Source organism: Candidatus Sneabacter namystus, assembly GCF_008189685.1.
Taxonomy (GTDB): domain Bacteria; phylum Pseudomonadota; class Alphaproteobacteria; order Rickettsiales; family Rickettsiaceae; genus Sneabacter; species Sneabacter namystus.
In genome coordinates this window covers 543531-569829 of record NZ_CP043312.1, presented here as the reverse complement: position 1 = coordinate 569829, position 26299 = coordinate 543531, and the positions used below count along the sequence as shown (strand labels likewise).

General features: G+C 34.7%; 22 protein-coding genes and 2 tRNA genes. 9 read left to right on the top strand and 15 right to left on the bottom strand.

Annotated elements, in window-relative coordinates; all coding sequences use genetic code 11:
• Nucleotides 1–5 precede the first annotated feature (5 nt).
• From tsaE to nhaA, 5 genes are read right to left on the bottom strand one after another with little or no spacing between them, the layout of a single operon-like run.
• The gene (gene tsaE, locus FZC37_RS02820; RefSeq protein ID WP_172619349.1) at nt 6–473 is read right to left on the bottom strand and encodes a tRNA (adenosine(37)-N6)-threonylcarbamoyltransferase complex ATPase subunit type 1 TsaE; all 468 of its coding nucleotides are present in this window, start codon (nt 471–473) and stop codon (nt 6–8) included.
• Nucleotides 424–1293, bottom strand: coding sequence for a YihY/virulence factor BrkB family protein (locus tag FZC37_RS02815; protein ID WP_148952199.1), 870 nt, complete (start codon nt 1291–1293; stop codon nt 424–426). Before FZC37_RS02815 ends, tsaE begins: the two co-directional genes overlap by 50 nt.
• 36 nt (nt 1294–1329) lie before the next feature.
• Nucleotides 1330–2193 carry a division plane positioning ATPase MipZ gene (locus FZC37_RS02810; protein WP_148952198.1) on the bottom strand — a complete coding sequence of 288 codons (864 nt, stop codon included), beginning with the start codon at nt 2191–2193 and terminating at the stop codon, nt 1330–1332.
• Nucleotides 2190–3725, bottom strand: a complete 1536-nt coding sequence (locus FZC37_RS02805; protein ID WP_148952197.1) for a leucyl aminopeptidase — start codon at nt 3723–3725, stop codon at nt 2190–2192. The genes FZC37_RS02810 and FZC37_RS02805 overlap by 4 nt, the downstream gene beginning before the upstream one ends.
• Nucleotides 3725–4879, bottom strand: coding sequence for a Na+/H+ antiporter NhaA (gene nhaA / locus FZC37_RS02800; protein WP_148952196.1), 1155 nt, complete (start codon nt 4877–4879; stop codon nt 3725–3727). Before nhaA ends, FZC37_RS02805 begins: the two co-directional genes overlap by 1 nt.
• Nucleotides 4880–5009: 130 nt before the next feature.
• Here nhaA and FZC37_RS02795 point away from each other — a divergent pair.
• Nucleotides 5010–5081: transfer RNA gene (locus tag FZC37_RS02795), tRNA-Thr, on the top strand.
• 73 nt (nt 5082–5154) lie between these two features.
• Here the strand turns inward: FZC37_RS02795 and lipA are convergent.
• The 6 genes from lipA to FZC37_RS02765 all read right to left on the bottom strand — a co-directional run bounded on the left by lipA (nt 5155) and on the right by FZC37_RS02765 (nt 11817).
• A complete protein-coding gene (lipA, locus tag FZC37_RS02790) occupies nt 5155–6051 on the bottom strand; it encodes a lipoyl synthase (protein WP_148952250.1) in 897 nt (298 codons plus the stop codon).
• A gap of 21 nt (nt 6052–6072) precedes the next feature.
• On the bottom strand, nt 6073–6621 hold the full coding sequence (locus tag FZC37_RS02785) for a hypothetical protein (protein ID WP_148952195.1): 549 nt from the start codon (nt 6619–6621) through the stop codon (nt 6073–6075).
• A gap of 88 nt (nt 6622–6709) precedes the next feature.
• Nucleotides 6710–7624, bottom strand: coding sequence for a tyrosine-type recombinase/integrase (locus tag FZC37_RS02780; RefSeq protein WP_148952194.1), 915 nt, complete (start codon nt 7622–7624; stop codon nt 6710–6712).
• Nucleotides 7621–8943, bottom strand: a complete 1323-nt coding sequence (gene mnmE / locus FZC37_RS02775) for a tRNA uridine-5-carboxymethylaminomethyl(34) synthesis GTPase MnmE (protein ID WP_148952193.1) — start codon at nt 8941–8943, stop codon at nt 7621–7623. Before mnmE ends, FZC37_RS02780 begins: the two co-directional genes overlap by 4 nt.
• Before the next feature lie 36 nt (nt 8944–8979).
• On the bottom strand, nt 8980–9981 hold the full coding sequence (locus FZC37_RS02770) for a ribonucleotide-diphosphate reductase subunit beta (RefSeq protein ID WP_148952192.1): 1002 nt from the start codon (nt 9979–9981) through the stop codon (nt 8980–8982).
• A 51-nt stretch (nt 9982–10032) separates the two neighbouring features.
• Nucleotides 10033–11817 (bottom strand): ribonucleoside-diphosphate reductase subunit alpha, encoded by a 1785-nt coding sequence (locus FZC37_RS02765; protein WP_148952249.1) that lies wholly within the window; start codon nt 11815–11817, stop codon nt 10033–10035.
• A gap of 201 nt (nt 11818–12018) precedes the next feature.
• Here FZC37_RS02765 and prfA point away from each other — a divergent pair, with 201 nt between their 5' ends.
• Entirely contained in the window at nt 12019–13098 is a 1080-nt protein-coding gene (gene prfA / locus FZC37_RS02760; protein WP_148952191.1) for a peptide chain release factor 1, read from the top strand.
• A 29-nt stretch (nt 13099–13127) separates the two neighbouring features.
• Here prfA and priA read toward each other — a convergent pair whose 3' ends face one another.
• Both priA and fabZ read right to left on the bottom strand, forming a co-directional pair.
• Entirely contained in the window at nt 13128–15083 is a 1956-nt protein-coding gene (gene priA, locus FZC37_RS02755) for a replication restart helicase PriA (RefSeq protein WP_148952190.1), read from the bottom strand.
• A 4-nt stretch (nt 15084–15087) separates the two neighbouring features.
• Nucleotides 15088–15531 (bottom strand): 3-hydroxyacyl-ACP dehydratase FabZ, encoded by a 444-nt coding sequence (gene fabZ / locus FZC37_RS02750; RefSeq protein ID WP_148952189.1) that lies wholly within the window; start codon nt 15529–15531, stop codon nt 15088–15090.
• Between the two features lie 154 nt (nt 15532–15685).
• On the opposite strand from fabZ, the gene FZC37_RS02745 reads away from it, so the two are divergent.
• The 4 genes from FZC37_RS02745 (at nt 15686) to mutL (ending at nt 19840) form a co-directional block, all read left to right on the top strand.
• Nucleotides 15686–16465, top strand: a complete 780-nt coding sequence (locus tag FZC37_RS02745) for an enoyl-ACP reductase FabI (protein WP_172619348.1) — start codon at nt 15686–15688, stop codon at nt 16463–16465.
• Nucleotides 16466–16646: 181 nt separating this feature from the next.
• Nucleotides 16647–16740: transfer RNA gene (locus FZC37_RS02740), tRNA-Ser, on the top strand.
• Between the two features lie 53 nt (nt 16741–16793).
• On the top strand, nt 16794–18071 hold the full coding sequence (locus FZC37_RS02735; protein WP_148952188.1) for an MFS transporter: 1278 nt from the start codon (nt 16794–16796) through the stop codon (nt 18069–18071).
• A gap of 2 nt (nt 18072–18073) precedes the next feature.
• Nucleotides 18074–19840 (top strand): DNA mismatch repair endonuclease MutL, encoded by a 1767-nt coding sequence (gene mutL / locus FZC37_RS02730; protein ID WP_148952187.1) that lies wholly within the window; start codon nt 18074–18076, stop codon nt 19838–19840.
• A gap of 90 nt (nt 19841–19930) precedes the next feature.
• Here the strand turns inward: mutL and FZC37_RS02725 are convergent, their stop codons facing one another.
• Nucleotides 19931–21430 (bottom strand): Npt1/Npt2 family nucleotide transporter, encoded by a 1500-nt coding sequence (locus FZC37_RS02725; RefSeq protein WP_148952186.1) that lies wholly within the window; start codon nt 21428–21430, stop codon nt 19931–19933.
• A 333-nt stretch (nt 21431–21763) separates the two neighbouring features.
• Here FZC37_RS02725 and FZC37_RS02720 point away from each other — a divergent pair, with 333 nt between their 5' ends.
• Nucleotides 21764–22261, top strand: coding sequence for a hypothetical protein (locus FZC37_RS02720; RefSeq protein WP_148952185.1), 498 nt, complete (start codon nt 21764–21766; stop codon nt 22259–22261).
• 9 nt (nt 22262–22270) lie between these two features.
• Here the strand turns inward: FZC37_RS02720 and secA are convergent, their stop codons facing one another.
• Nucleotides 22271–24880: a preprotein translocase subunit SecA gene (secA, locus tag FZC37_RS02715; protein ID WP_148952184.1), complete on the bottom strand. Its 2610-nt coding sequence runs from the start codon at nt 24878–24880 to the stop codon at nt 22271–22273.
• A 194-nt stretch (nt 24881–25074) separates the two neighbouring features.
• Here secA and FZC37_RS02710 point away from each other — a divergent pair, with 194 nt between their 5' ends.
• Both FZC37_RS02710 and FZC37_RS03175 read left to right on the top strand, forming a co-directional pair.
• Nucleotides 25075–25902: a peptidylprolyl isomerase gene (locus tag FZC37_RS02710; protein WP_148952183.1), complete on the top strand. Its 828-nt coding sequence runs from the start codon at nt 25075–25077 to the stop codon at nt 25900–25902.
• 28 nt (nt 25903–25930) lie between these two features.
• Entirely contained in the window at nt 25931–26287 is a 357-nt protein-coding gene (locus tag FZC37_RS03175; protein ID WP_148952182.1) for a YraN family protein, read from the top strand.
• The last annotated feature ends 12 nt before the right edge of the window (nt 26288–26299 follow it).

Sequence of the window (26299 nt, the reverse complement as noted above, 5' to 3'; positions counted from 1 at the left end):
TACTTTTAACCAGTTCGTACAGAAGCAGTTCTAGCGATATTGGTTGTTGTTATTTCTACGAATAGTACATTTGTGTTTTTTATGTACTGCATTGCCATACTTGGCCATTCTATTAGAATTAGTTTGCAACCTTGTAATGCTTCTTCAATGCCTAATTCTATTAAATCTAACGCATTGTTCACTCTGTACAGATCATAGTGGTATACTTTTTTATCTTTTCCGGTATATATATTTAAAATATTGAAGGTTGGACTGACAACCGATACGTCTACATTCAGATAAGCATGAGTTAGGTATTTACATAATGTAGTCTTACCACTGCCTAATGGCCCTGTTAAGGCTACAACGGTAGGAAATGTGGTAATACCTGAGATAATATTCTTACCTAACCTTTCAGTATCACTAAGGTTGTTTAGTGTTATATTATCGTACTGCACTGAAAAAATTGTTTCTTTTGCTATTTTGTTCAACACAACTATTGACTTCTGCTCCGTATATAAATACTAAGTTTACTGTGTAAAAAAGCAATAAAGTCATAATTATTCCACCTAAAGATCCGTATATAATATTGAACTGGGAATATAAAGACAGATAAGAAGAGAAAAGTCGTCCACTTAATACCCATAACGTTACTGTAACGCATGCTCCTGGAATAACAGAAGGTAATCGTATTTTTCTGTTAGGTATAATGTAGTACAGTGCACTTACAAAACAGAAAAGTGTTATGTATATTGCGAAATTATGTATCGTGGAAAACATTGTCACGGTTTTTCTCAATATAAGATCTATTGAAAAAGGTGCTGTTATATAAGAAAAGAATACAAGTGATGTGATCACTAGAAAAGTACCAAGTCCTATAAGTAGCAATTGCAAGGTGCTTTGAAGTCTTCTTATAAGATATCTTGGTGGATTGTGTACTCTATGTATTCTGTTTAGTATTGTTCTAAGTCCTTCTATTAAAGAAGATGCTGTCCATATACTGCCTACTGTTGCAAAAGTCATCAAACTTTGTGCAGGAGCAGAAGTTAGCTTTATTAAGTGAGGTTTTATGGAGTGTGTTGTGGCGTGTGGCATATTATCCACTAACCACTTTATTAGATGTTTACCTATATCAGACGCTCCTACAAGAGTACTGATCGATAAAAATAACAATAAGGTCGGAAAAATTGCCAACAGCATAATAAAAGACATGTACCCTGCATGCTCGATACCGTCATGTTCTACTATTTTTATTGACGCTGTCCAAAAATACTGAAAAAAACTTATTATTCTACTGCGTAATTTTGTAAACATCTTGTATTAAGATTTTTTCGTGGAGTTAAGTACACCTTAACTATTTTTGCTTATATTAAGAAACCTAAGTAAACCTCTCAATTCTTGTCGTGCGGCTACATGAGACATAGATAGATTATCTTGTTTAATGGCAGGCAAATCAAGTAATGTTAAACCTTTTAAAAAAAGTTCCCTAAAAATTACTCGTTCTCCAAAACCAGGACTGACCCTACACTTTACTTTTTTTGATATTTCTTCTATTACTTGGGACACAGCTCTTTTATTTTTTGCATCTATGCTACTCAATCTATTTCTTACTATGACCCAATTAATCTCCCCACCATCTCTTTGAGCTTTAAGTAATTTCTGTTTCCATATCATCTCGCTATAAGTGGAGAGTTTATTAATTTTCAAAGAATCCGGATTGACACTTGCTAATACGTCAATATCAAGAAAGCTATCATTTACTGGCGTTACTATGGTGTCAGCATAAGAATGTGCAAGAGAGGATAAAGAACATACACTGCCTGGTGTATCTATCACTATTACGTCTGCATATTCTTTTGCCTTGTTGAGAGTGTGTTGTAATATTTTTGCCTCTTGCTCTTCTGTGACGCTACTATTACAGGATTTTCCTTGTAATAAAAAATGTAATGGCAACTGTAGTTTTATATCGGAATTTTTTTGGTTAAAAATTTGGCGATTTTGTATATAAGTTGTAAGAGTTTTTTGATTTCCATCAGTGTCTAGACTTGCAACTTTTAGTCCTTGATCTATTAATCCTGCTATGATATGCATAGCGCACGTACTTTTTCCTGCTCCTCCTTTAATGTTGCCTATTACCAAGATGTGTGTTTTTCGATTGGTGCTGCTACTGAAAGGTGCTGCGTTATGTTCTTGTTTTTCTATGTTCTTTGTCATTTCTTTTCTTGTTCTTTGATCTTAACTTTACTTTTTTTTTCTACAGTTTTTTTAACAGGTTGATTATTTGTATCTTCATAAAACAGTTCCACCAACTTATCCAGCAACGCCACTCCGTAACCTTTAGCGTTTACTGCGCCACTTTCTAGTGCCACTCCTGCAATATCAAGGTGTGCCCATTTAGTCTCTCCTACAAAATGCTGTAAAAATTGTGCTGCTGTAGCGGCTCCGGCTGCACCAGGTCGTGTTTCTGATATATTGGCTATATCAGCTACTGTAGATTTCATAAGATCATCGTAATCTTTATGTAGTGGCATGTGCCATACTTTTTGTTCAGTTTGTTCTCCCGCTTCTTCCAACTGTTTTATAATTGTCGTATCATTGCCGAAGCATCCAGCGTAGGTAGAGCCTAAAGAGACAATTACTGCTCCTGTTAACGTAGCGAGATCTATCATAATTTTTGGACTAAATTTAGATTGTGTATACCAAAGTGCGTCTGCTAACACAAGCCTGCCTTCTGCGTCTGTATTTAGTATTTCTACTGTTTTCGAAGACATAGTTTTTACTATATCACCTGGGCGTTGTGCGTTATGACCAGGCATATTTTCTACTAAGCCTACCACTCCTACGGCATGCACTTTTGCTTTTCTTGTGGCTAGGCTTTTTATAGCTCCTAAAACTGCTGCAGATCCAGCCATATCATACTTCATCTTATGCATGTTGTGTGCTGGTTTGATAGATATACCACCGGTGTCAAAAGTTACTCCCTTTCCTACGAATGCCACAGGTGCATCTTTTGGATTGTCTGTTCCTTTATATTGTACCGTAAGCAAAATAGATTCATGCCCTGACCCTTGCCCTACACCTAACAATGCATTCATTCCTAATTTTTTCATTGAATTTTCTGACAAGACAGAAATTTTGACATTTTCCAAGCCCTTAAACTCTTGTTGCACTTTAGCTGCATATAACTTAGGGTACAGATCATTTGGTGGAGTATGAACGCAGTCTTTCGCAAATACCGTACCATTGTTAATTGCTTTTAAATGGTCTAAAGGCGTTGTATCTTCTATGCCATCTAGATACAGGCATGTATTTATGGATTCTTTTTCGCTTTTGTATTTTTCAAAGCAGTATTGACCAGACATAATGCCGTACGCGCAGTTGGCTACCCAAACATCTTTGTTTATATTCACGATATCCATCCGTGCTGATAGTTGTACCGCTTGTAGCTTCAATTTTTTTATATGGCTAGAGATTGTATGTCCTGCTTTTTGGAATGTTAAGTTGGAAATTTTTTCCATTTCACCAAGTCCAGCCAAAAGTATGAATACCAGCTTTTCTTTATGCATATGTGACACTACTTCAATTTCCCCCTCTTTGCCTTTAAAACTGCTTGAAAATTCTAGGTATTTACTTAGTACAGGATACTGTTTCGTAATATCTGTGTCGTAGTTAAGTATTTGTAATTTGTCGTTTGTTAGTACAACAAAAGATGTTGCTTTTGGGGCGTTGTTAAATTTTATGTCCATTATATATATTTATTTTTTGATATTTTTAACTTTTTTCCTACCTGCACCGCGATCATTCCTAATACTAAGGTTGTTATAGAACCTAAAGTTAAACCAGTTTTAACTAAATTTAAAGTTTCTTTATCAGAAAAAGACAATTCTCCTATAAATAGACTCATTGTGAATCCTATTCCTGACAATAATGCTACTACATAAAAATCCATCCACGATGTTTTATCTGGTAAAGATGATATTTTCAATTTCACTGCTAACCAAGTAAATATCATTACTCCTACTTGCTTTCCTACTACAAGGCCAAGAAAAATACCTAAAGATACTGGTTTAAAAATTGTTGTAAAATCTACCATGCGTGTATCTATGGTGCATGCCGCAAGTGCAAACAGAGGCAATATCATAAAATCTACAATTTTTTGCACAGGTATAGTAAACTTTTTTATAACATTTACTGGCATTAGTAAACCGGTTAATACTCCTGACATAGTTGCATGAATACCAGAATTTTTCAAACCTATCCACATAGTAATGCAACCAATTAAATAAAATACGATATTGTGTGTTTTGTATTTATTTGAGGCTACACAAATTCCAAATCCTAGTAAAGTAATTAACAAAGGAGAGAGAATAATGTTTTTATTATAAAAAAGAGCAATAATGAGTATTGCTCCTATATCGTCGAATATTGCTAAAGCCATAAGAAATAACTTTACAGATCTTGATACATAAGGTTGCGCTATAAGTGCAAATGCTGTTAGTGCAAATGCTATATCGGTAGCACAAGGGATAGCACATGCCTTATAATGTTCTATATTCGCTACATTGACTAATAGGAAGACAGCAGCTGGTACTATCATCCCACCTACTGCTGCAAAAAGTGGAAGAAAAATTTGTGATCTATCAGATAGTAATCCTATTTTTATTTCTTTTTTTAAATCCATTGCAACTAGCAAGAAAAATAATGTCATAAGACCTTCTGATATCCATTCTTTTATCGACATTGAATACAGTACTATGTTTAGTATTTTAGAGTATTGCTGCGATATTTTAGAGCTGCTTAATAGTATAGATATGCATGCTGCTGTGAGTAAAAATACGTTTCCTAAAAATTCTAAATTTTTTCTTACAAACTGAGTATTTGCCTGTGATGGTGTTGTCATTTTGAATTGTTATTGATTTAATTTCTGGGATTTTGTCTATTTTTATGTAACAATACCTGTGTAGAATAGCATGTTATAGGGGGAGAGTCCCTAAATTCGTTTGTTTGTGTTACTCTTTGCTACACGTGATGCCGAATTAGCTCAGTGGTAGAGCAACCGCCTTGTAAGCGGTAGGTCGTCAGTTCGAATCTGACATTCGGCACGTTATAGTCTCTTTACAATAAAACGTACGATTTTTCTTCCTATTTTTGTGACTAATTGTGTAACTGTGTGTATTACAATTTATTTTGTTCTAAGCGCGCTTGTTTTAATTTGAGAAAATCTTCGTCTGCATGGTAAGAAGATCGTGTTAGTGGTGTGGACGAAACCATTAAAAAGCCTTTTGCCTTGGCCAACCTACCATAATAATCGAAAATTTCAGGCGAGATGTATTCTTTTACTTGAGCATATTTAGGTCCAGGTGATAGATATTGACTTATTGTTATAAAGTCCACCTTTGCTTCTATCATATCGTCCATCACTTGCATTACTTCTTGTTTTGTTTCACCTAGACCTAACATAATGCCAGACTTTGTAAATATTTCTGGATCTGTTTTTTTTACATTGTCCAAAAGGCGTAAGGAGTTATAGTACCTTGCTCCTGGTCTTATCTCTCTATACAACGAAGGAACAGTTTCTATGTTATGATTGTACACATCTGGTTTAGCTAGCACCACGATTTCTAATGCTCCTGACTTATTACGCCAATCTGGCGTTAGCACTTCAATTGTTGTGGCAGGAGACTGTTTTTTTATCTCTAATATGCATTTTGCAAATTGTTCTGCTCCACCATCTGGCAAATCGTCTCTATCAACAGAGGTTATGACTATGTGAGAGAGAGATAACTGTTTTACTGATTGTGCTATTTTATAAGGTTCTTTTGTATCAATTGGTTGTGGTATACCAGTTTTCACGTTGCAAAATTTACAGGCTCGGGTACATACCGATCCTAAAATCATCATTGCTGCATGCTTTTTTGACCAACACTCGCCTATGTTAGGGCAAGCTGCTTCTTGACATATCGTATTAAGGTTTAATGTCTCGATTATGTTTTTGGTTTCTTTATAGATTTTAGAATTTGGAGACCTTACTCTTAGCCAATGAGGTTTAGAGCTTTTATTATTTGAATTCATCATGCTTCAGTATTTTATATTTCAAACTGATACATTGCTTATAAACCATTCTTTACCTAAGTTTTTTATGTGTCTACTGAATGTCCATTTTGAAAGAGGGTATTGCAGTACAAGAGTGATAAAAGCCTTATTGTTAAAAGAATATATTTTTTCTACCTTAGCATTCTGAACAGACCCTTCCTCTATTTCAAATATCTTATCTTGCATCGTCTTTATTGTATCGATGAAACTGGATTCTACTAATGCTGTTAATGCTTTTTCATCCTTTTGTTTAAGAGATTTTCTCAGCAGTAGAATTGCCTTTTTGGCACTTGATATAAACTTAGATAAAGAAAAAGAATCAAAATTTTTGGACAAGGTATTGATACCTTCTAATAGTTCCTCTTTGTTTTCTACTACTATCAGATCGTGATTAATTGTAGTAGCACTTTCAGAATAAGATGTTACATCTTTTGCGACAGAAAAGTCTTGGGAGCTACTGGTATAATCTGTTTTTACCATGGTTCCAATGGCCTTTGCGAGCTTTCTCAAAATTATGAAAGTTAAAAATAATAGTACTAGCAGTTTCATCTTTAACCTACTTAAATATAGAATGTTATTTAGATACTACATTCTGACATTGTGAAGCATATAGTGCAACTGCCTCTTTCTTGAATTTTTAGTTGAGAGGGTGTTTTTTGTATGACTTATATAAATGTTCAGTATCTATATGCGTATATATTTGTGTAGATTTAAGACTAGCGTGTCCTAGTAATTCTTGTACCGCCCTTAGACTAGCACCATTTTTTAGCAGGTGTGTAGCAAAGCTGTGTCTAAAGGCATGAGGTGTGACATGTTTAGGCAGATTCATATTTTTGCGTAATTGTCTTAAAGTGGCATTAAATGTACTAGCTTTTAGAGTTTTACCTCTTTTTCCTAAAAAAATAGGGATATTAGGTTGTATAGGAAAAGGTAAGATTTGTAAGTAGTGTTTTAGATGTGATTTTAGTAAAGAAAGCAATGGAATGATTCTTACTTTATTGCCTTTACATACGACTTTTATACTATCTTCTCCTATGTGTTCCTTTGTTATAGATAGAGTTTCACTAATTCTTAATCCCGTACCGTACATTAACATTAATATGGTTTGATCTCGCAATGCTGTCCAATTTGTTCTGTTGTGACCTATTGCAGATATACATAGTACTACGTCATTTGCATCTAAGACTTTCGGATTATTGCGTTTTATTTTTGGTATTTTTATGGAAAATATATGATGATTGATAGAAGGGTATTGTACCGAAAGAAATTTGTAGAAATTTCTTAAGGAAGATATAGCTCTTGCAGAAGAGGCATGAGAGCTAGACTGCATCCTCCACGCAAGCCAACTTCTTATGGTTCTGATGTCAGTGGAGATTATATCGTCTATGGTTGTAGTCTTATTGTAATATTTGTGTAAAAAATAACAAAAATTGTTTACGTCTTTTATGTAGGCAACCACAGTGTGATGTGAATAACCTAGTTGATTTTGCAAATAGCTTGTCCAGTTTTTTATTGTTTCTGATACAGGTGTATCAATTATCTGCAGCATCATTTACCAATACAGAAATTTTTAAATACTTTCTCTAATACTTCTTCTATGTGGATTGTTCCCGTAATAAGTTTAAGGTATTCGTGTGCATTTTGTATCTCTTGAGCTTTGATTACAAAGTCTTGTTCTTGCAAAGAGTTTTCTAAGCAATTTAAAGCTTTTAGTATAGCAACTCTATGTCTGCTTCTTGTGATAAGAGGATCATGTGTAGGATATGCTAATGTCTTAGCTTTATTGACTATTTCTTTAATTAACATCCCTATATTAAGCTTTTTTAAGCAAGATATTGATATTGTATCTTTTTCATTGTAATTTTCTACAAGATCTATTTTATTTATAGCTACTATTGTATTGTTGTCTTGCATTTGTTTTAGCTCTTCAGGGATAAAGCATTGCTCGGTAGGGTCTGCTAAAATTATTTTTATATCGCATTTGGCAAAATAGTCTTTAGCTTTTTTAATTCCTATTTTTTCTACTAAATCTGTAACACTCTCTCGTACACCGGCAGTATCTATTATACTTATGGGGTATCCTTCTAAATTTATGTTGGCTACAACTACATCTCTAGTTGTGCCTGCTATGTGTGTTACTATCGACGTTTCATTTTTGGTAAGAAGATTTGTCAGGGAAGATTTGCCTGTATTGGGCGCTCCGAAAATGCCTAATTTAATTCCACTTCTTAATCTTTCTCCATTGCGGTTATCAGATAGATGGCTTTTTAAATCGCGTATAAGGGTTTTAATCATTTGAGAAATGTTTGTCAGTACGGTATCTGGTACGTCATCCTCAGGAAAATCTATTAATGCAGTGAGTAATGCCATTATCTCTACCGTAATATTACGCCACTTGGAGTATAATTTCTGCAAAGCGCCTGACATTTGACGTACTGCTTGTACGTGTTGCAGTTTTGTATCTGCTTCTATCAGATCTGATATGCCTTCTGCTTGTGTTAAATCTATTTTTTTGTTCAAAAACGCTCTTTTTGTGAATTCACCTGGATCCGCATATCTTACATTTGGTTCGTTTAACACTACTTCTGTTAATATTTCTTTTATTGCGTTGCCTCCGTGTGTATGTATTTCTAATACGTCTTCTCCAGTAAAACTTTTAGGAGCGGCGAAAAAGATAGTGACAGCGCAATCAATTAAATCATATTTTCCGTTTCTGAAATCGTATATGTTATTTGTGTAACACATACGTGGCGTAAAATGTGATTCTCTGGTTAATTTTTTCAACAGTAACAATGATTTTGGTCCTGAAATTCTAAAGACGCTTATTCCTGCCTTACCCGGAGCTGATGATAGTGCAAAAATGGTATCCATATCGTCAATGGATGACTAAGAATTACTTCAACTTTTTTATCTGGGAAGCATTTCTTGCTGCATAGAGTTTTCATCTATATCTTTAAATACTTCACTCCAAACACCTTGGGTCGCAGATTTAGCGTACTCAGTGACACGTGCTTCAAAGAAGTTTGCATGCTCCACACAATTGAGTATTTCATCAAGCCATGGAAGAGGATTTTCTTCAGTAAGGTACATTTCTCTTAACCCTAATTGCACAAGCCTTTTATCTGCCACATATCTTATGTATTTTTTTACTTCTCTTGCTGTTAAACCTTTTACATCCCCAAGCTCGAATGCTAAATCGATAAATGCATCTTCAAGATTTACTATGGCTGCACATATTTCACATAGATGATTCTTTAAAGAGTCATTCCACACTTTGGGGTTTTCTTGTATGAATGTTTTAAAAAGTTTTATTATTGACTGTGTGTGCAAAGTTTCATCTCTGGCAGACCATGTCACTACTTGCCCCATTCCCTTCATCTTATTAAATCTCGGAAAGTTTAATAGGATGGCAAACGATGCAAAAAGCTGCAACCCTTCAGTAAATGCACCAAAAGCTGCTAGAGTGGTTGCTATACCTTCTGGATCATTGACATTAAATTTTTCCATATAATCGGCTTTATCAGACATTTCTTTGTATTTTAGAAATGCTTGATATTCAACTTCGGGTAATCCTAAAGTGTCCAATAGATGAGAATATCCTACTATATGAACCGTTTCCATATTAGAAAAAGCTGTTAACATCATCTGTACTTCAGGAGCTTGAAACACTCTAGAATAGTGCTTCATGTAGCATTTATTTACCTCTATATCTGCTTGAGTAAAGAACCTTAAAATTTGTGTTAACAGATTTTTTTCACTATTAGAAAGATGGTATTTCCAGTCTATTACATCATCGCTCATTGGCACTTCTTCTGGTAGCCAATGAATTTTTTGTTGAGTATACCAGGCCTCGTATGCCCACGGATATTCAAAAGGTTTATACGCTTTACGCGCCTCTAAAAGACTCATTTATATATATAAAATTAATTTGGATTTGACTGACATGTTTTGTATTTATAGCTATTGGCAAGATAAGCATTCATTATCGATACTGACTTCAGCATTTTGTGTAACGTTAGACGTAATCTTTTCTGCTCTTTGTATAGATGTAGATCTACAGTAATACATCCCTTTTACGCCTGATTTCCAAGCCTGATAATGCACATCATGCAAGTATTGTTTGTGCGTATTTCCTGGAAAGAAAACATTAAGAGATTGAGACTGCGAAATGTAAGGCACTCTTTCTGAAGCTAACTTAATTACCCATCTCTGATCTATTTCAAATGCGGTTTTAAATACTTCTTTTTCATGATCTGACAGACACTTTAGATGTTGTACAGAGCCTTCATGTGCTGCTATAGAAGACCATATATGCTCGTTATTGAGGTCTTTTTCTTGTAGTACTCGTTCTAAATTTTTGTTTCTGACAGTAAAAGAACCGCTTAAAGTTTTTTGAGTAAAACTATTTGCTGTAAAAGGATCTATGCCTGGTGAAGTGTTATTTGCTATGACTGATATAGAAGCTGTTGGTGCTATGGCCATTATATTACTAAACCTGATTTGCATACCTACTTCTTCCGCATCAGGGCAAGCCCCCCTTTTTTTTGCTAATTCTTTAGAAGCCGATTTAGCATGTTCTTGTATGTGTTTGAATATTTTATGATTCCACACATTTGCCATAGCAGATTCTATTGGCACATTTTTACCTTGCAAGAATGACGCAAAACCCATAACTCCAAGGCCAACGCTACGTTCTCTCATGGCAGAATATTTAGCATTACTCATTTCTTCAGGGGCATTTTCTATAAAATCTTGTAGTACGTTGTCTAAAAATTTCATTATATCCATTATGAAGACGGGGTTATCTTTCCATTTTTCAAATTTTTCTAAATTGAGTGAGGAAAGGCAGCATACAGCAGTTCTATTGTTTCCCAGATGATCTATTCCTGTTGGCAAGGTAATTTCATTGCACAGGTTAGAAGTTTTTATAGAAAGCTTTAATTTTTTATGATGTTCAGGGATGAGGCTATTTACTCTATCGATGAATAAAAGGTAAGGTTCTCCAGTTTCAATTCTTGCAGAAAGTAATCTGATCCATAAATCTCTCGCTCTTACTTGAGATATTACAGATTGATCGTAAGGACTGGTTAAATCCCAAGTATCATCTTCTTCGACGGCATGCATGAACGCGTCTGGTATAGTTACTCCATGATGTATATTGAGTGCCTTTCTGTTTATATCTCCACCTGTTGGTCTGCGCATATCTATAAATTCCTCTATTTCTGGGTGAGATATTGGTAAATATACAGCTGCACTACCACGTCTTAAAGATCCTTGTGAGATGGCTAATGTTGTTGCATCTTGTACTTTAATAAATGGAATAATACCGGAGGTTTTACCATTACCTCTTACAATTTCATTAATAGATCTGACATTACCCCAATATGTACCTATCCCGCCACCTTTAGATGCTAACCATATATTTTCGCACCACGTTGAGACTATATCTTTTAGACTATCTGCTACTTCGTTTAAAAAGCATGATATAGGCAGCCCTCTATTTGTTCCTCCATTACTTAGTATGGGAGTTGCTGGCATAAAAAATAATAAACTCATGTATTCATATAGCCTTTGTGCATGTTCTTGATCGTCTGCGTAATATCCAGCAACTCTTGCAAATAGATCCTGAATACCTTCACCTTCTAATAAATATCTAGCTTTTAACGTTTCTTTTCCAAAAGAAGAGATAAGTTGATCCCTAGTTTTATCTATTTTGACGCTAAATGTGTTTTTATAGTTACTCATATCAACAGTTTTTTCATGCATTGTGATAGTCATAATAGACCTTAATTTTTCTTTTGTAATCTAGTAACTTAAACATTTTTTGTATATGATTTTTATTTCCAGTTTTCTTGGGCTATTGATTATGCTAGCAAGTAAAGCAATTGTTGTATAAAAACGGTTTTAGAAGATTTTTGATTAACTAGATTATATATATTTAACACGATGCAAAAAGAGAAGTTTTTATCGCGTATTGGTCAAGTGCGGGACAAGTATTGTAGCCTAAATGAGAGTCTTATGTCTATCAAAGACATAGGATCTTCTCATTATGTAGAAGTGACGAAAGAAATAGCAAGTTTGCAGGAATTGGTGAAAGTGATAGAAGAATACTTCTCTGTACACAAAGAGGTGGAGCAAGTGTCTGAGATTTTAAAAGGTGAAACGGATAAGGAACTATTGGAGTATGCTCAATCTGAAATCACTTCGTTATCACAAAGAATGACTGTTTTGGAAGAATCTATAAAATTAAAACTTCTACCTAAGGATTCGTTGGATGAGAAAAATGCTATTTTGGAGATACGATCTGGTACTGGTGGGGATGAGGCAGCTTTGTTTGCTACAGAATTGTTTGGTATGTATCAAAAATATGCTGCTTTCAAAGGCTGGAACGTGGAAATTTTAAGCATGCATGAAACAGATATTGGTGGTTGTAAAGAGGTGTGTGCTCTTATAACGGGCAAAGACGCTTTTTTTCAGTTGAAGTTTGAATCTGGCGTTCACAGAGTCCAGAGAGTTCCTGCTACTGAGTCAAAGGGTAGGGTTCATACTTCCGCTGTGACAGTTGCCGTGCTGCCAGAGATGGAGGATTTAGATGTTACAATAGATGATAAAGACGTTAAATTAGAGACTTGTAGAGCGTCAGGTGCCGGAGGTCAGCATGTCAATACTACTGACTCGGCTGTGCGTATTACGCATATTCCAACAGGTATTTGTGTGGTACAGCAAGATGAAAGATCTCAGCATAGAAATAAGGCTAAGGCTTTAACAATTTTGAGATCTAGGGTGTTTGAAGTGGAGAAAAACAAAAGAGATAAGGAGTGTGCAGATAGTAGAAAAAGTCAAGTCGGTTCAGGCGATAGATCGGAAAAGATAAGGACTTATAATTTTCCTCAAAACAGAGTTACAGATCACAGAATTCAGCTTACGTGTCACAATATTAACGCCATAGTATATGAAGGTATGCTTGGTGAGATATTAGAGGCATTAGTTCTAGATTACCAAGCTAAGCTATTGCAAGGGCTGTAAAATTTGTTTATGTGATTGTGTATGATTATTTAGTCAAAATCGTATGGGTCTATATCAATTTTTATTTTTATGCTAGGTGGTATGTTGCAATTTTGTAGCCACGATTTTATGTATTGTTGTAAGTCGAAGTTTTTATCTGCAATTAGTAATATTTTTTGTCTAAAAATATTTTTAATTTTTGTTATTTCTGCTTCTACTGGTCCTAATATTTTTACCTGAGGCATTTTGTGCGCAAGTAATGCGAATCTTTGAGATATTTGAGATACTTTATTTTCGTTTTTTGCACTCAGTAATATTTTAGCGATTCTGCTGAAAGGAGGCATGCCAGCCATTTTTCTTTGCTGAATTTCGTGATTTATAAATCCCTTAAAGTCATTTTTTTGTATCAATTGCATCACTTCACTGTGGGGAAAACGTGTCTGAATATAAGCTTGTCCCTGCTTTTGTAATCGTCCCGCTCTACCGCTAACTTGATGCAGCATTTGAAAAGTTCTTTCTAATGCTCTTACATCGCCTCCTTTCATTGCTAAATCTGCGTCAATTACTACTACCATACTCAAGTTAGGAAAATTATATCCTTTGCTTATTACTTGAGTGCCGATCACAATGTGATATTCACCATTTTGAATTTTTTCAAGTGTAGTTTTTGTTTCCTCTATGTTATTCATTGTATCCATGCTCATTATTACAGAAGGATTATGAGGAAATAGATCATCGATTGTTTCTTTTACTTTTTCTACTCCTTGTCCGTATCCTATAATAGCCTGGTTGTCAGTAGAGTTGCATGATAAACATTTTATGGGAAGTGTGATTGTATAATTGCAGTATTTGCACTTGAGCTGATTTGTTTGTTTGTACCATGTAAGCCAATTACTACAAAATTTACATTCTTGTTCAGTGCGGCACTGGGCACATACGACAACAGAAGCATATCCTCTTCTATTTAGAAATAACATTACTTGATTGTTGTTATTGAGCTCTTTGCGCATTATCTCTATGAGATGTGTGCACAGACCTAACTTTGTCATGCTAGTGTCTATCAAAGTTATTTTTGGTAATTGTGCTCTAAAGCGAGATGCTATATGCACATAGTGGTATTTTTTCTGTATGCAATTAAAATATGTTTCTAACGCAGGTGTGGCAGAACCTAAAATGACAGACGTGTTACAAATTTTACCTCTTAACACTGCCATATCTCTTGCGTTATAAAGAAATAAATTATTTTGTTTATAAGATTGGTCATGTTCTTCATCTACAACTATTAATCCCAAATTACTATAAGGTAAAAATAAAGCGCTTCTTGCACCAATCACTATACAAGCTTTTCCTGATATTAATTTTTGTAATATGTTCCGTTTGTTTTTTGCAGAAGTGTTGGAATGCCAAGTAAGCAGTTGATTGAGAAAAATACTTGTACAAAGAGTTAGCATTTGTGTCGTAAGGGCTATTTCTGGTACTAGTATTAACACTTGTTTGCCTTGTTGCAAAATTTTTTGTGCTAACTTTACGTATATCAAGGTTTTTCCTGATCCTGTTACTCCGTGTAATAGTATCGGTTTTGCACAATCTTTATCTAGTTTGTTTAGTATATTTTCTAGAATTTGCATCTGTTGATGAGAAAGTGTAAAACTTTCTTGGGCTGTTTCATTGGAGAATGATGTAAGCTCATTGTTTCCCATCATATCTTTTGCACAAAGGGGTAAAGCGGCTTTAATTGCTGTTCCTAAGCTAGTGCAGTAATATCTTGCAGCTTTTGTTAGGAAATTTATATAATTATTACACACCGTATGTCCGGTGAAATGTAATATATCTTTTAGTTTATATTTAGGTGTTTTATTATTAATTGATAGCACTATTCCTGGAATTTGCGCATTGCGCAATGGAACTACTACTACATCTCCGGACTTTATTTGCAATTGTTCTGGCACTCTGTAGGAGAGTGTCTCCAAGTTGTGTCTTGCTACTGCAATTTCTGCAACTTTCATTATTTTAAGAGGCTGTTGCGGCGCTTATCGTTGCCGTTGCCGCTTTTTCATTGCTCACCATAGCAACTGTATCAAATTTCCACAAAATGCCTTTTTGTTTAGATAGATGCGCCTCTAGCGTTATTACATCTCCTGGTATTACTTGCCTTTTGAATTTTACGTCATTTAATCCTACTAAATACACAGCATCCTCGTTGGAAATAATTTTATTTTGTGTTATTAGAGTTTTTTTTGCTAATACGCAACACAGTTGCGCCATGGCTTCTATTATTAATACTCCAGGCATTACTGGAGTATTAGGGAAGTGTCCTACAAAAAATTGTTCGTTATATGTGACGTTTTTTATGCCTTTTGCATACTTTCCTTCTTGAACCTCTATTACTTTATCTATTAGTAAAAATGGCCACCTATGTGGCACAAATTGTACTATATCTTCTATTTTCATCATAAATGGATATACATTTTATTGTATTTGGATACAGCTCAGATTGTGGCTTTACAGCGCGTAGCAGTCAAGGCGATTTTCGTTAAGTTGACTAGTATATAAGTATCTTGTAGACTCCCGTCTTGTTCGGACATATGAAGTTTATACGATAATATAGATGTTACTTAAAGGAAAGAAAGGTTTAATTACAGGAGTAGCTAATTCTCAGTCTATAGCATGGTCTGTAGCAAAGATGGCTTCTGAGTATGGTGCAGAATGTATTTTTTCTTATCAAGGGGAGGTTTTAAAAAAGAGGGTAGGTCCTTTAGCGGAAGAAATAGGATGTAAAGCATTATACGAGTGTGACTTAAGTGATGAAGGCGCTGTATTTGATATGTTTGACAAAATTAAGAAGGATGTTGGTGATTTAGACTTTGTATTGCATTCAGTTGGCTTTGCTAATAGAGAAGATTTGAAAGGACGATATCTAGATACGAGTCCAGCCGGATTTAACACGTCTTTATCTGTTTCTTCGTATTCACTTAATAGCTTGGTTAAAGGGTTTGAGAAAGTTGTTTCCAATAATGGTGGTAGTGTCGTTGCTATGACTTACTATGGCTCTGTTAAGGTTGTTCCATCTTATAACGTTATGGGAGTTGCGAAGGCCGCTTTGGAGGCAGGTGTGCGTTATATTGCTTCTGAGGTAGGTCAAAAAGGTATAAGGGTAAATGCTATCTCTGCTGGTCCAATAAAAACCTTAGCTGCTAGCGCTATATCAGGTTTTAGAAGCATGTTGTCTCATGTTTCAGAATCTTCTCCTTTGCGTCGTAATGTAACAGGTGAAGATATTGCAGGTTCTGCTGTTTATTTATTCTCTGATTTATCTAGAGGTGTTACAGGTGAAATTCATTATGTTGACTGTGGTTATAACATTATGGGTGTTCCGATTAAGATTTAGTACCTATTTCTAAGTTACTTGTTTTTAATGTATGAAAATGAAGTTTAAAGCTTCATAAATTATATTCTTTTTTCTTTCATTCCCGAGTAAAATGGTGTAGCGTTTACCTATAATGGTAGGGCTTAGGACCCTTATTTGTAAAATGATTAGTGTTCAATTAGGTATTACACTTGTTGAATATGGAAAGGTGGCTGAGTGGTCGAAAGCGGCGGTTTGCTAAACCGTTATACGATTTAATAGTCGTATCGGGGGTTCGAATCCCCCCCTTTCCGCCATATTGATTGTTTGTCTCCTTGTATTTCAATTGAGCTATTGTTAGTGCACATTTATGTTACTGTTGGTTTCTGTTTTAACAATGATAGTGCAGTACTATTCCTATCATATACTAGGTTTTTTAGCTGCTAATATTTCGTATAATTTTTTTCCTGAATCGGATGAGGTAACACGATTGTTGAAAATGTATGGAATAATTGCTATTGCTATGGTAATACGGCCGTTAGGTTCAGTGCTTTTGGGGCGTATAGGAGATATGTTTGGTCGATATAAGGCTGTTAATTTATCTTTAGCTATTACAGGAGGGGCTGCAATTTTTTTGGGATTGATACCTAATTATTCCTACATAGGCATACTGTCTACTTTTCTATTAATTATAGGGCGTATGCTTATATCTGGATTTACTAGCGCTGGTACAGATGGAGTGAGAATTATGGTGTACGAAAAAATAGGGCGTTGTAGGCAATATTTCGGTGCTGGTATTACTGCAGTTGCTTCTGTTATAGGATCGCTAGTTGCATCTATTTCGGCTTCTATTTTTACCACTAGTATTTTTCCCGAATATTTTTGGCGTGTAGCTTTTATTCTAGGAGGTACATTACATTTTTTAGTCATTAGTATAAGGAAGATATCTGCTCTAGAAGGGAATACTGCTTTTAATTATTATAACGATGTACAGAAAGAGGAAGGATATGAGTACTATAAAAATTTACCGCTGTGGAATGTAGTAAGGCAGTATATGTCTAGAGTTGTCATATCTGCTATATTACTTGGTAGCATCTCCTCTTCGTATACGTTTTTTATAATATTTTTTAGAGCTTACTCTAGTACAGTTTTACACTTTATCAATGAGTCTTCTTTTTTGTTTTATAACACTATTGGAATAGTATTCTATGTGTTGTTTTCTTTAATTAGTGGATATATTGCTGATTTTTGGAATGCTAATAAGGTTCTTTTTGCTTTTCTTTTGATACTGTTACTGGCATCTGTTTTTTTTACTGTTTGTATACGTCTTGATATTTTTATCCCTGCGGTATACTTGATATGTTCTGGATGTTTAGGTGGAGTTTCTGTTCCGTTATTTGTGTTTGTAAAAAAAGTGCTGCCAAAAGTTGTACGGTATAGATTATATGCAGTGTCTCATGCTTTAGGATCTATGTTTATTTCTTTGCCAACACAAATTGTAGCTATGCTTTTATATAAAAAGCTTGGGGTACATTGGGCTCCTATGCTCTACTTTATTGTAGTTATATTGTTGATACCATTTGCTTTTAGCATGTATATTATTGTTACGAGAAGTACATATAAATCTTTTATAATTAATAAGATATAAGTTTGGGTAACGTTATACAAAAATTATCAGAAGTTACGGTAAATCTCATTGCTGCAGGTGAGGTAGTATTGGGTCCTGCATCTGTTGTAAAGGAATTGGTAGAAAATGCTTTAGATGCTGGTGCAACTCAGATAGACATTTGGTTAGAATCTGGCGGTAAAAATTTTATTAGAGTGAAAGATAATGGCATCGGTATGACACGTGATGATATGTTACTGTCTTTTCACAATCATACTACATCGAAACTTGATCAAAATGATCTTAACAATATTTCAACTTTTGGGTTCAGAGGTGAGGCGTTGGCATCTATTGCATCTGTGAGTAAAATTAACATGATGAGTAGATATAAAGGTAGCAATGAGTCATATCAAATACTTTTATCAGGTGGTACAGATTATACTATTAGCCCTGTGATACATGATTACGGTACCACAATAGAGGTAAGAGAGTTGTTTTTTTCTACTCCTGCTAGGCTACACTTTCTTAAGTCAGACAAAGCAGAAGCGGCGCGTTGTTTGTCTGTTATAAAGAATATTTCTTTGGCACATTTAGATAAATCTTTTGCTTGTTATATTGATGGAAAACAAGTTTTTCAGGTTTTACCTTACTGTGATTTAAGTATTCAGGAAAACTTATTGAATAGGGCATCAAGTGCTATGTGTCATGAGTTTGTAGATAATGCACTTTTTATAGATAGTCGTAAAGATGATGTCCATCTTACTGGTGTAATTAGTGTTCCTACATATTCTAAAGTATCTACTGACAGTCAAATATTTTTTGTAAATGGCAGACCAATTAAGGATAAAATTTTTTCTACAGCTTTGAGAATAGCATATAGAGATGTAATACCAGCAGGTCGCTACCCTTATGCTGTTTTGTTTCTTACAACTTCTCCATACGATGTGGATGTTAATGTTCATCCTTCCAAAACAGAAATACGTTTTAAGAGACCGTATTTGTTAAAAGATTTTGTTACCGAATCGATTAAAGTAGTATTGCGTAGCGTTAGCCATTTATCTGCAACACGGAGTATTGATCTTGATTCGTTTCAAAAAAGCAATTGTTCTATTTCGAGCCCTTTTTTGCAAGAAGATAAACATTTGCCTTATTTTACTGATTCAAAAGAGCTTTTTGAATTAAAGCCAGATGTTAAAACATATGAGAAAGTAGTAGAAAGTGATTCTTACCCTTTGGGTGCAGCTAGATTTCAAATAGGAAATTCCTTTATTATAAGCCAGACGTCCGACGGTATTGTCTTAGTGGATCAACATGCAGCGCATGAGCGTCTTTTGTACGAGTCTATGAAAAGCTCGTTTCTTGAGAGAAACGCTCAAACGCAAAAGTTGTTATATTCCGTTAAGGTTGTGCTGTCTTCAGAGGAAGCATTTTCTGCAATTGTAGAGAGGTTAGATTTGTTATCTCGTATTGGCTTGGTATTAGAAGTTTTGTCTGATGACTGCTCTGTTCAGGTTGTTTCTGTTCCACTGTTGCTTGTAGATCATGATATAGCACAGATTGTTAAAGATTTATCCGATGATTTAGTTAATATGTATGATCTTAATCGCGTGGAAAATATTCTGGAACATGTGTGTAAAACATGGGCATGTTACCATTCACTAAGAGCAGGCAGATCGTTGTCTTTGGATGAGATGAATGAGCTGCTACGTAAAATTGAGACCACAAGTAATGCAGGTCAATGTAATCACGGTAGACCAAGCTATGTAAAGCTTTCTGTAGATAAAATTAGAAAGATTTTTGAAAGGACTTAAAATACTAATGTACAAAGAAGGATAGTTATTTTTTGCAAAATGTACCCTTCTTTGTAGCTGTCTTCTTTTACTGTATTACAAATTTATTTGTTACATATTTTTTTCTGCCCGTGCTTTTTCAAACAGCACAGATAGTTTGGATACGGATATGATCCATATTAGGCAAAAGCCCACTAATAACATTGCAAGATATGGAGCAATGGACATTTGCGTAGCTGTTGCAGACACTAGGAAGAATGTCTGTTGGATAATTCCTGAACCAGATTTTCCCAACCTTCCGCCTACTCCATCCACTGCGGCTTTTCCTTGGGTTCTCAGATCGTCGTCTAAAGGTATATATGCCATCTCTTTCGTAGGGTCAAAGAGAGCATATTTTGTACCTTTACTAAGGGCTATTAGCGCGACTCCTAAATATACAGATATGGTAATAGGCGATATGGCCAATGACGATAACACGCAAGATGTTTTTTCTTGCAGCAATAAAATTGCAAAGAATAACGATCCTGCAACTAGTGTCATAACTGGTGTTGCTAATGCACAGAATCTCCAACTAAATAATCTTGTGAGATTCGCACCGATGATCATTAATACCGCTGTGACAGTAGATGTAATACTTGAATAATTACCATAAAATTCCATTATGTCTGTAGGCGTCTTAAACATAATTTTGACTTGGTTTTTAAAGGTAGCTTCAACGAAATTGATGGTAATACCATACGCCAAAGGTAAAATAACCAAAAATCCTATGTATTGAGAACTGAAAACTGCTTTCATACCCTGCATAAAGGATAACTTTACTTTCTTTTTTTTCGCTCCTTGAGTGTCAGGATCATATAAGGTGGCATCTGTCATGATTCTAGTCACTATCCAGTGGTGTATGTACAATACTGTGCAGGCACATATTACAAGTGCAAGAATGACCCATTTCATGCTGTACGCCCATCTGTCTGCTTCAGGTAGATGTTTCGTAGATTTTGCAAGTACAACTAAACCTTGACCTGCTAAAAATCCTCCTACATTAGCTATCAGGCCTAGCAAAGGATATACTCTTCTGGCTTCTGAAATTTTTGTTATTTCGTTTGCAAACTGCCAAAATAAAACTGACAAGGCTATATTTCCCCACAGTTCCGCAAATATAAAGAATAGAGAATAGCTCCAATTACCTACAAGAGCTATAACGTATCTGAAATTTGGGTATTGATGTGCGGTAGTTGTAATCCATTCTGGAGACGCATGTAGTATATCTGCATTTGGAAAAATGACAAATCCAAAAACGGTAAAAAATGTTACAAACATTATCACCGTCGCCCTGAATAAATTAGGTCTAGATAGTACAAGAGAAGCCTTGCTGTAAAGGCCCATTATGATAATAGCAAATGGTAGGGTGCCCCATAGTTTCAAGAAACTAAACGATTCCGAACCACATCCCGGTGCTGTTAAAATTAAGCTATCTTTTATATCCCTTAAGATAGTGTAATTAAACAAAACAAAAAACATCAAGGACGCAAGAGGGATAATTTTCTTGCTTTCATGTGCTGTTATGGGCCAAAAACATGCTCTTAGGCCAGAAAACTTAATTTCATTACTCATATAAATCAATTACGATAAAAATCTTTTTTAGTAGTCATACATCTGCCTTTTTATGGTTGCTTAGATTCTACTACTCAAAATTTAAGTTTCTTCGATTCCTCACTAACCGTATACAAATCCTATCCGCACGTCTATGTTTGACACGCAGATCACTTGGCAGACTAGTATCCTTACGGTTTTTTCTGTCTAGTGTCAAGTGATTTTGCATGTAATTAAACTTTTTTGTTTCTGTTTCTATGTGTAATAATGTGTGTGTCGAGGTTGATTTTTGTTTTAATTTTTGTAAAGCTTTAGAGGATACCTTAATTAAAATGTAAAGTAGACGTCGATATTATGCTTAAGTTTTTCAATTCGTGTTTAGTGCTGATATTTGGTTTGTGTGTAGTGACAAATGTGTATGCAGCGTCTGATGATAAGGCTTTATCTTTGGCTTCTAATACCGCAGCTTCTGATCCCGCCACTAATACTTCAGCTATTGAGCAAAATAATTCTCTGGCATTGAAATCGTTGGAATATGAGCGCGTGATCAATGAATATACTAAGTATCTTTCAAGTGTTCCAAAGGAAGTAAAAGAAGAAGAGATTAAATATTTTGAAAATTTGGCTGATATAGATAAAGAACTTGTTAGGTTAAGGAAGTTAAAGACTTCTTTGTATATGCAACTTTCGGATGCTGTAAAATCTCACCAAGCAAAAAAAAGGGATTTTGAAAGAAAATTGCGTTTTTTATCATCTATACAAAACGACAATTTAAACAAAGCAAAGAAGAAATATAGTGGAAGAAAGAAGAATAATAACGGTACATCATTTAAATCTTCTTTTAAAAAGTAAATTGGGCAGTTATGCTGTCAGTATGTCTTTTCCATGACAGTGTTTGTATTTCTTTCCTGAATTGCAGTGGCATTTTTGATTGCGTCTTGTACTGTTGTTCGTTAGTTGCTCTTCTTTCTGTTTGGTATCTTGTGCCTGTGTCATTTTTTCTAGGAAAGATAACTTTTGAATAAACAAGATATTGAATTTGTCTATCATTTTAGTAAACGATTCAAACGCTTCTGCTTTATATTCTGATAGAGGATCTTTTTGAGCGTAGGCCCTATTTTGGATAGCTTCTTTTACGACAGATAAATTTGCAAGGTGTTCTTTCCATACGTTATCTAATGTCGACAATCTTAAATATGTTACCATAGCCTTTAGAGTAGCAGCGTCATATAATTCCTCCCTTGTTTTGTGTATTTCACACACTTTATTTGCTGCTTTTTCTGCTATATCTTTGGCATTTTGACATCCTTTCAATAAAGCATCACTGTCTTTTATACCGCAAATTGTTTCTAGGGTTATTTGTGCAATGTTTTTATCTTCTTCTGATAGGAAAGTTGAAGTAATTTTCGTAGATAACAAGCCAAAAAGAGCATCTTGTACTATACCAGCTAATGTATCAATTGCTAAAACATTGTTCTCCATAATTTTATTTCTTTGTTCATAAATTATGGTTCTTTGTTTATTGATTACATCATCAAACTTGAGAAGATGCTGTCTCATTTCATAGTGCTGATTTTCCATTCTTTTTTGAGCAGTCTTTATTGCATAGCTTGCCATATTATGATCTATAACTTGATCAGCTTCTTTGGATAGTTGCTTTTTTAGAAAATTAATGCTTTTTTCTGATGCAAAAATTCTTATTAATTTATCATCTAGAGATAGGAAAAACTTTGACTGTCCTACATCTCCTTGTCTACCGGAACGTCCCCTCAACTGATTATCTATTCTTCTACTTTCATGTCTTACTGTTCCTATCACCAATAGCCCTCCTGCTTGTTGTACTTTCTCCTTTTGATATTTATGATGCGCTTCTATTTCTTGAATTTTTAATTTCAGTTTTTCTTCATCTATATCGGAATTATGTGATACAAATTGCCTAATTTCTTCATTGACATTACCTCCTAGTTTTATATCTGTTCCTCTGCCAGCCATATTGGTTGAAATTGTGACACTTTTGAAGCACCCTGCTTGTGCTATAATTTTGGCTTCCATGGCATGATTTTTTGCATTTAGAACATTATGTTTAATTTTTTCTTTCTGTAATATTTTAGAAAGAAGTTCTGACTGTTGTATGTCTTCTGTACCTATTAGCATTGGCTGTCCTATTTCATATCTTTCTTTAATTAATGCACATACTGCTTTGTATTTTGCTTGTTCTGTTGCATATATTGAATCGGAATGATCTATTCTTTTTAAAGGCTTGTTAGTTGGTATGGTGATTACGTCTAACTTGTATACTGTTTTAAATTCTTCTGCTTCTGTCGCAGCTGTACCAGTCATACCAGATATGTGATTGTATAATCTGAAATAATTTTGAAATGTTATAGACGCTAACTCTTCATTTTCTGGTAGGATCTTTACTTTTTCTTTAGCTTCTAGTGCCTGATGTAATCCACTGGCATAGCGTTTACCTTCTGATATTCGTCCTGTATTTTTGTTTAGACATAATACTTTGTTGTCTCTGACTATATAATCAACATCTTTTTGAAAGAGTGTATGAGCTCTTAGACTCTGGTTTATTTGGTAAACCAGGTGTGAATGTTCTGGATCGTACAAGTTTGCTTTAGTTGGCAGTATAGATAGATGTTGTAATTTTTTTTCTAAATGTAGAACACCTTCTTCTGTTAGTGCTACCGAGCTCATTTTTTCATCTTTAGAAAATAAGCAACTATCTAACTGGGATATTAAGGAATCAATAATATTCCATAGGTCTAAATTTTCATCTACTGAGCCTGATAATACCAAAGGAGTACGAGCTTCATCTATAAGTATAGAATCTGCTTCGTCTATGCATGCTGCATGCAATTCTCTTTGCACTTTATCTTCTTGACTAAATTTTGTGTTATCGCGTAGGTAATCAAAGCCCAATTCATTGTTAGTAGCATATGTTATATCGCACATATAAGCTCTTTTTCTTTCTTTATCATCTTTTTCTGCTGTAATGCATCCTACTGAGAGACCTAAGAATTCAAAAATTGGCTTCATATCATTGGCATCTCTTTCTGCTAGATAGTCATTTACTGTCACGATATGCACTCCTTTTCCTTCTAAAGCTCGTAGATATGTTGCCGTTGTGGCTGCTAAAGTTTTACCTTCTCCTGTTGCCATTTCTGCAACACATCCGTTATATAACGATACTCCGCCCAGTATTTGAACATCAAAATGTCGTATGTTTAAAGTGCGTTTGGTTGCTTCTCTTACAACAGCAAATGCTAAACATAGCGTAGCTTGTGATACGTGTATTTCAGTAGCTATTTTGTCTTTTAAAATCTGCGTTTGCTGTTTTAGTTCTTTGTCTGTGAAATTTGATACTCTACTTTCATAAGAGTTTATTTCGTCCAAGCACTTGTATAATTTTTTTACTTTATTCTTATATTTGAAATTGAAAAATTTAGTGAAAATACCGAGCATAACCGTTAACAAATATACGTTTTACAATGTGATGAAAAAACACGTAGTAAGGATAGATGTATATATTGATTTTAGCAAATTGATCTGAGAGAGATATAGCTTCATATGTATGAATTTTTGTGTTATTGTGTTGCTGGTTTCTTATTAGGGAACTTGAAAATAATAAAGTTGATTAGCATATATACGGTTTTACTATGATGTTGTTGAATAGGGTTTTTGTTTTTTATGCCATAGTGTTTGGTTTTTTTTCTGCTTATGCCAAAGATCAAAGTGTTGGGTTGGACATTGTTGCAACTTATAAAAACAAGCAGATCACAGAAAGGCAACTTCTTGACTTTTATGATTTGTGGTCTAGAAAGGCTTCTGATACTCAAATGAAGCCATTTTTTGATTTACCTAAAGAATGGCGACAGCATATTATTCGTGAATATGTTAAATCTCTTGTTTTAGAAGATGCTGCAAAAGAAAGCAAAATAGAGAAATCTCCGGAGTATAAGAAAGCATTTGATACGTACTCTAAAATGTTTTTGATGGAGTTTTTTTTAGACAAAAAAGTCAATGAATGCGTCACAGATGCTGTTGTGGAAAATGAGTATAATAGCTTCGTGAAAAATTTGAAAGAAAAGGGAGAGGCGAAAATTATAGTATTAAGGTTCCCTACAAAATTAGATGCTTCAGCGTTTTTACAAAAAATTAAGGCTGGTGGTAAATTTAATGATATGGTAAAGGCTTTACCAGAAGGTAGTAAATTTGCTGACGATGCAAGATATTTTAGACCTGGTGATTTAAACTCTGAACTAGAAAATGTGATATTTAGTTTGAACGTAGGTGAATGTTCTGGTGTTACACATATTGGCTCTGAGTTTTTCTTGGTGAAAATTATTGATAAAAGGCAGGTTGCAGATATTCCTTCTTTAGGGCAGGTGGGCCTTGCTTTGAGAAATAAACTTAAGGCACGTGAAGGAGAGCAGGTTGTTGATTCTTTAATGAAGCAAGCTCAGGTTCGCATATTTGTTAGGTAAAGCATCTTCCTTAACCTAGAGTAGTTCTATGTTGGGTTTATCTCGTGTTAGGCTTGGTTTAATTGCGGAATATGTCGTGATATTGCGGTATATTTTATTTGGGTATAAGATTGTTGCTCATAGATGGCGTTTACATAAAAGAGGAGAGATTGACATAATAGCTGTGCGATTTCGTACTTTAGTGTTCATTGAGGTAAAGGCTAGAAGCCGCGTTTCCTCTTGTAACCTTATTCATGTAAGGCAGCTAAAAAGAATAAGGAGGGTAGGGGAGATTTTTTTGCAGCACTATCACAAAAAATACGAGGGATACAATGTTCGTGTTGACTTTGCCTTGGTTAGGTATGTATTTTTTGCATCTGTAACATGTAATAGCTGGATATATTGAACTTAAACGAAA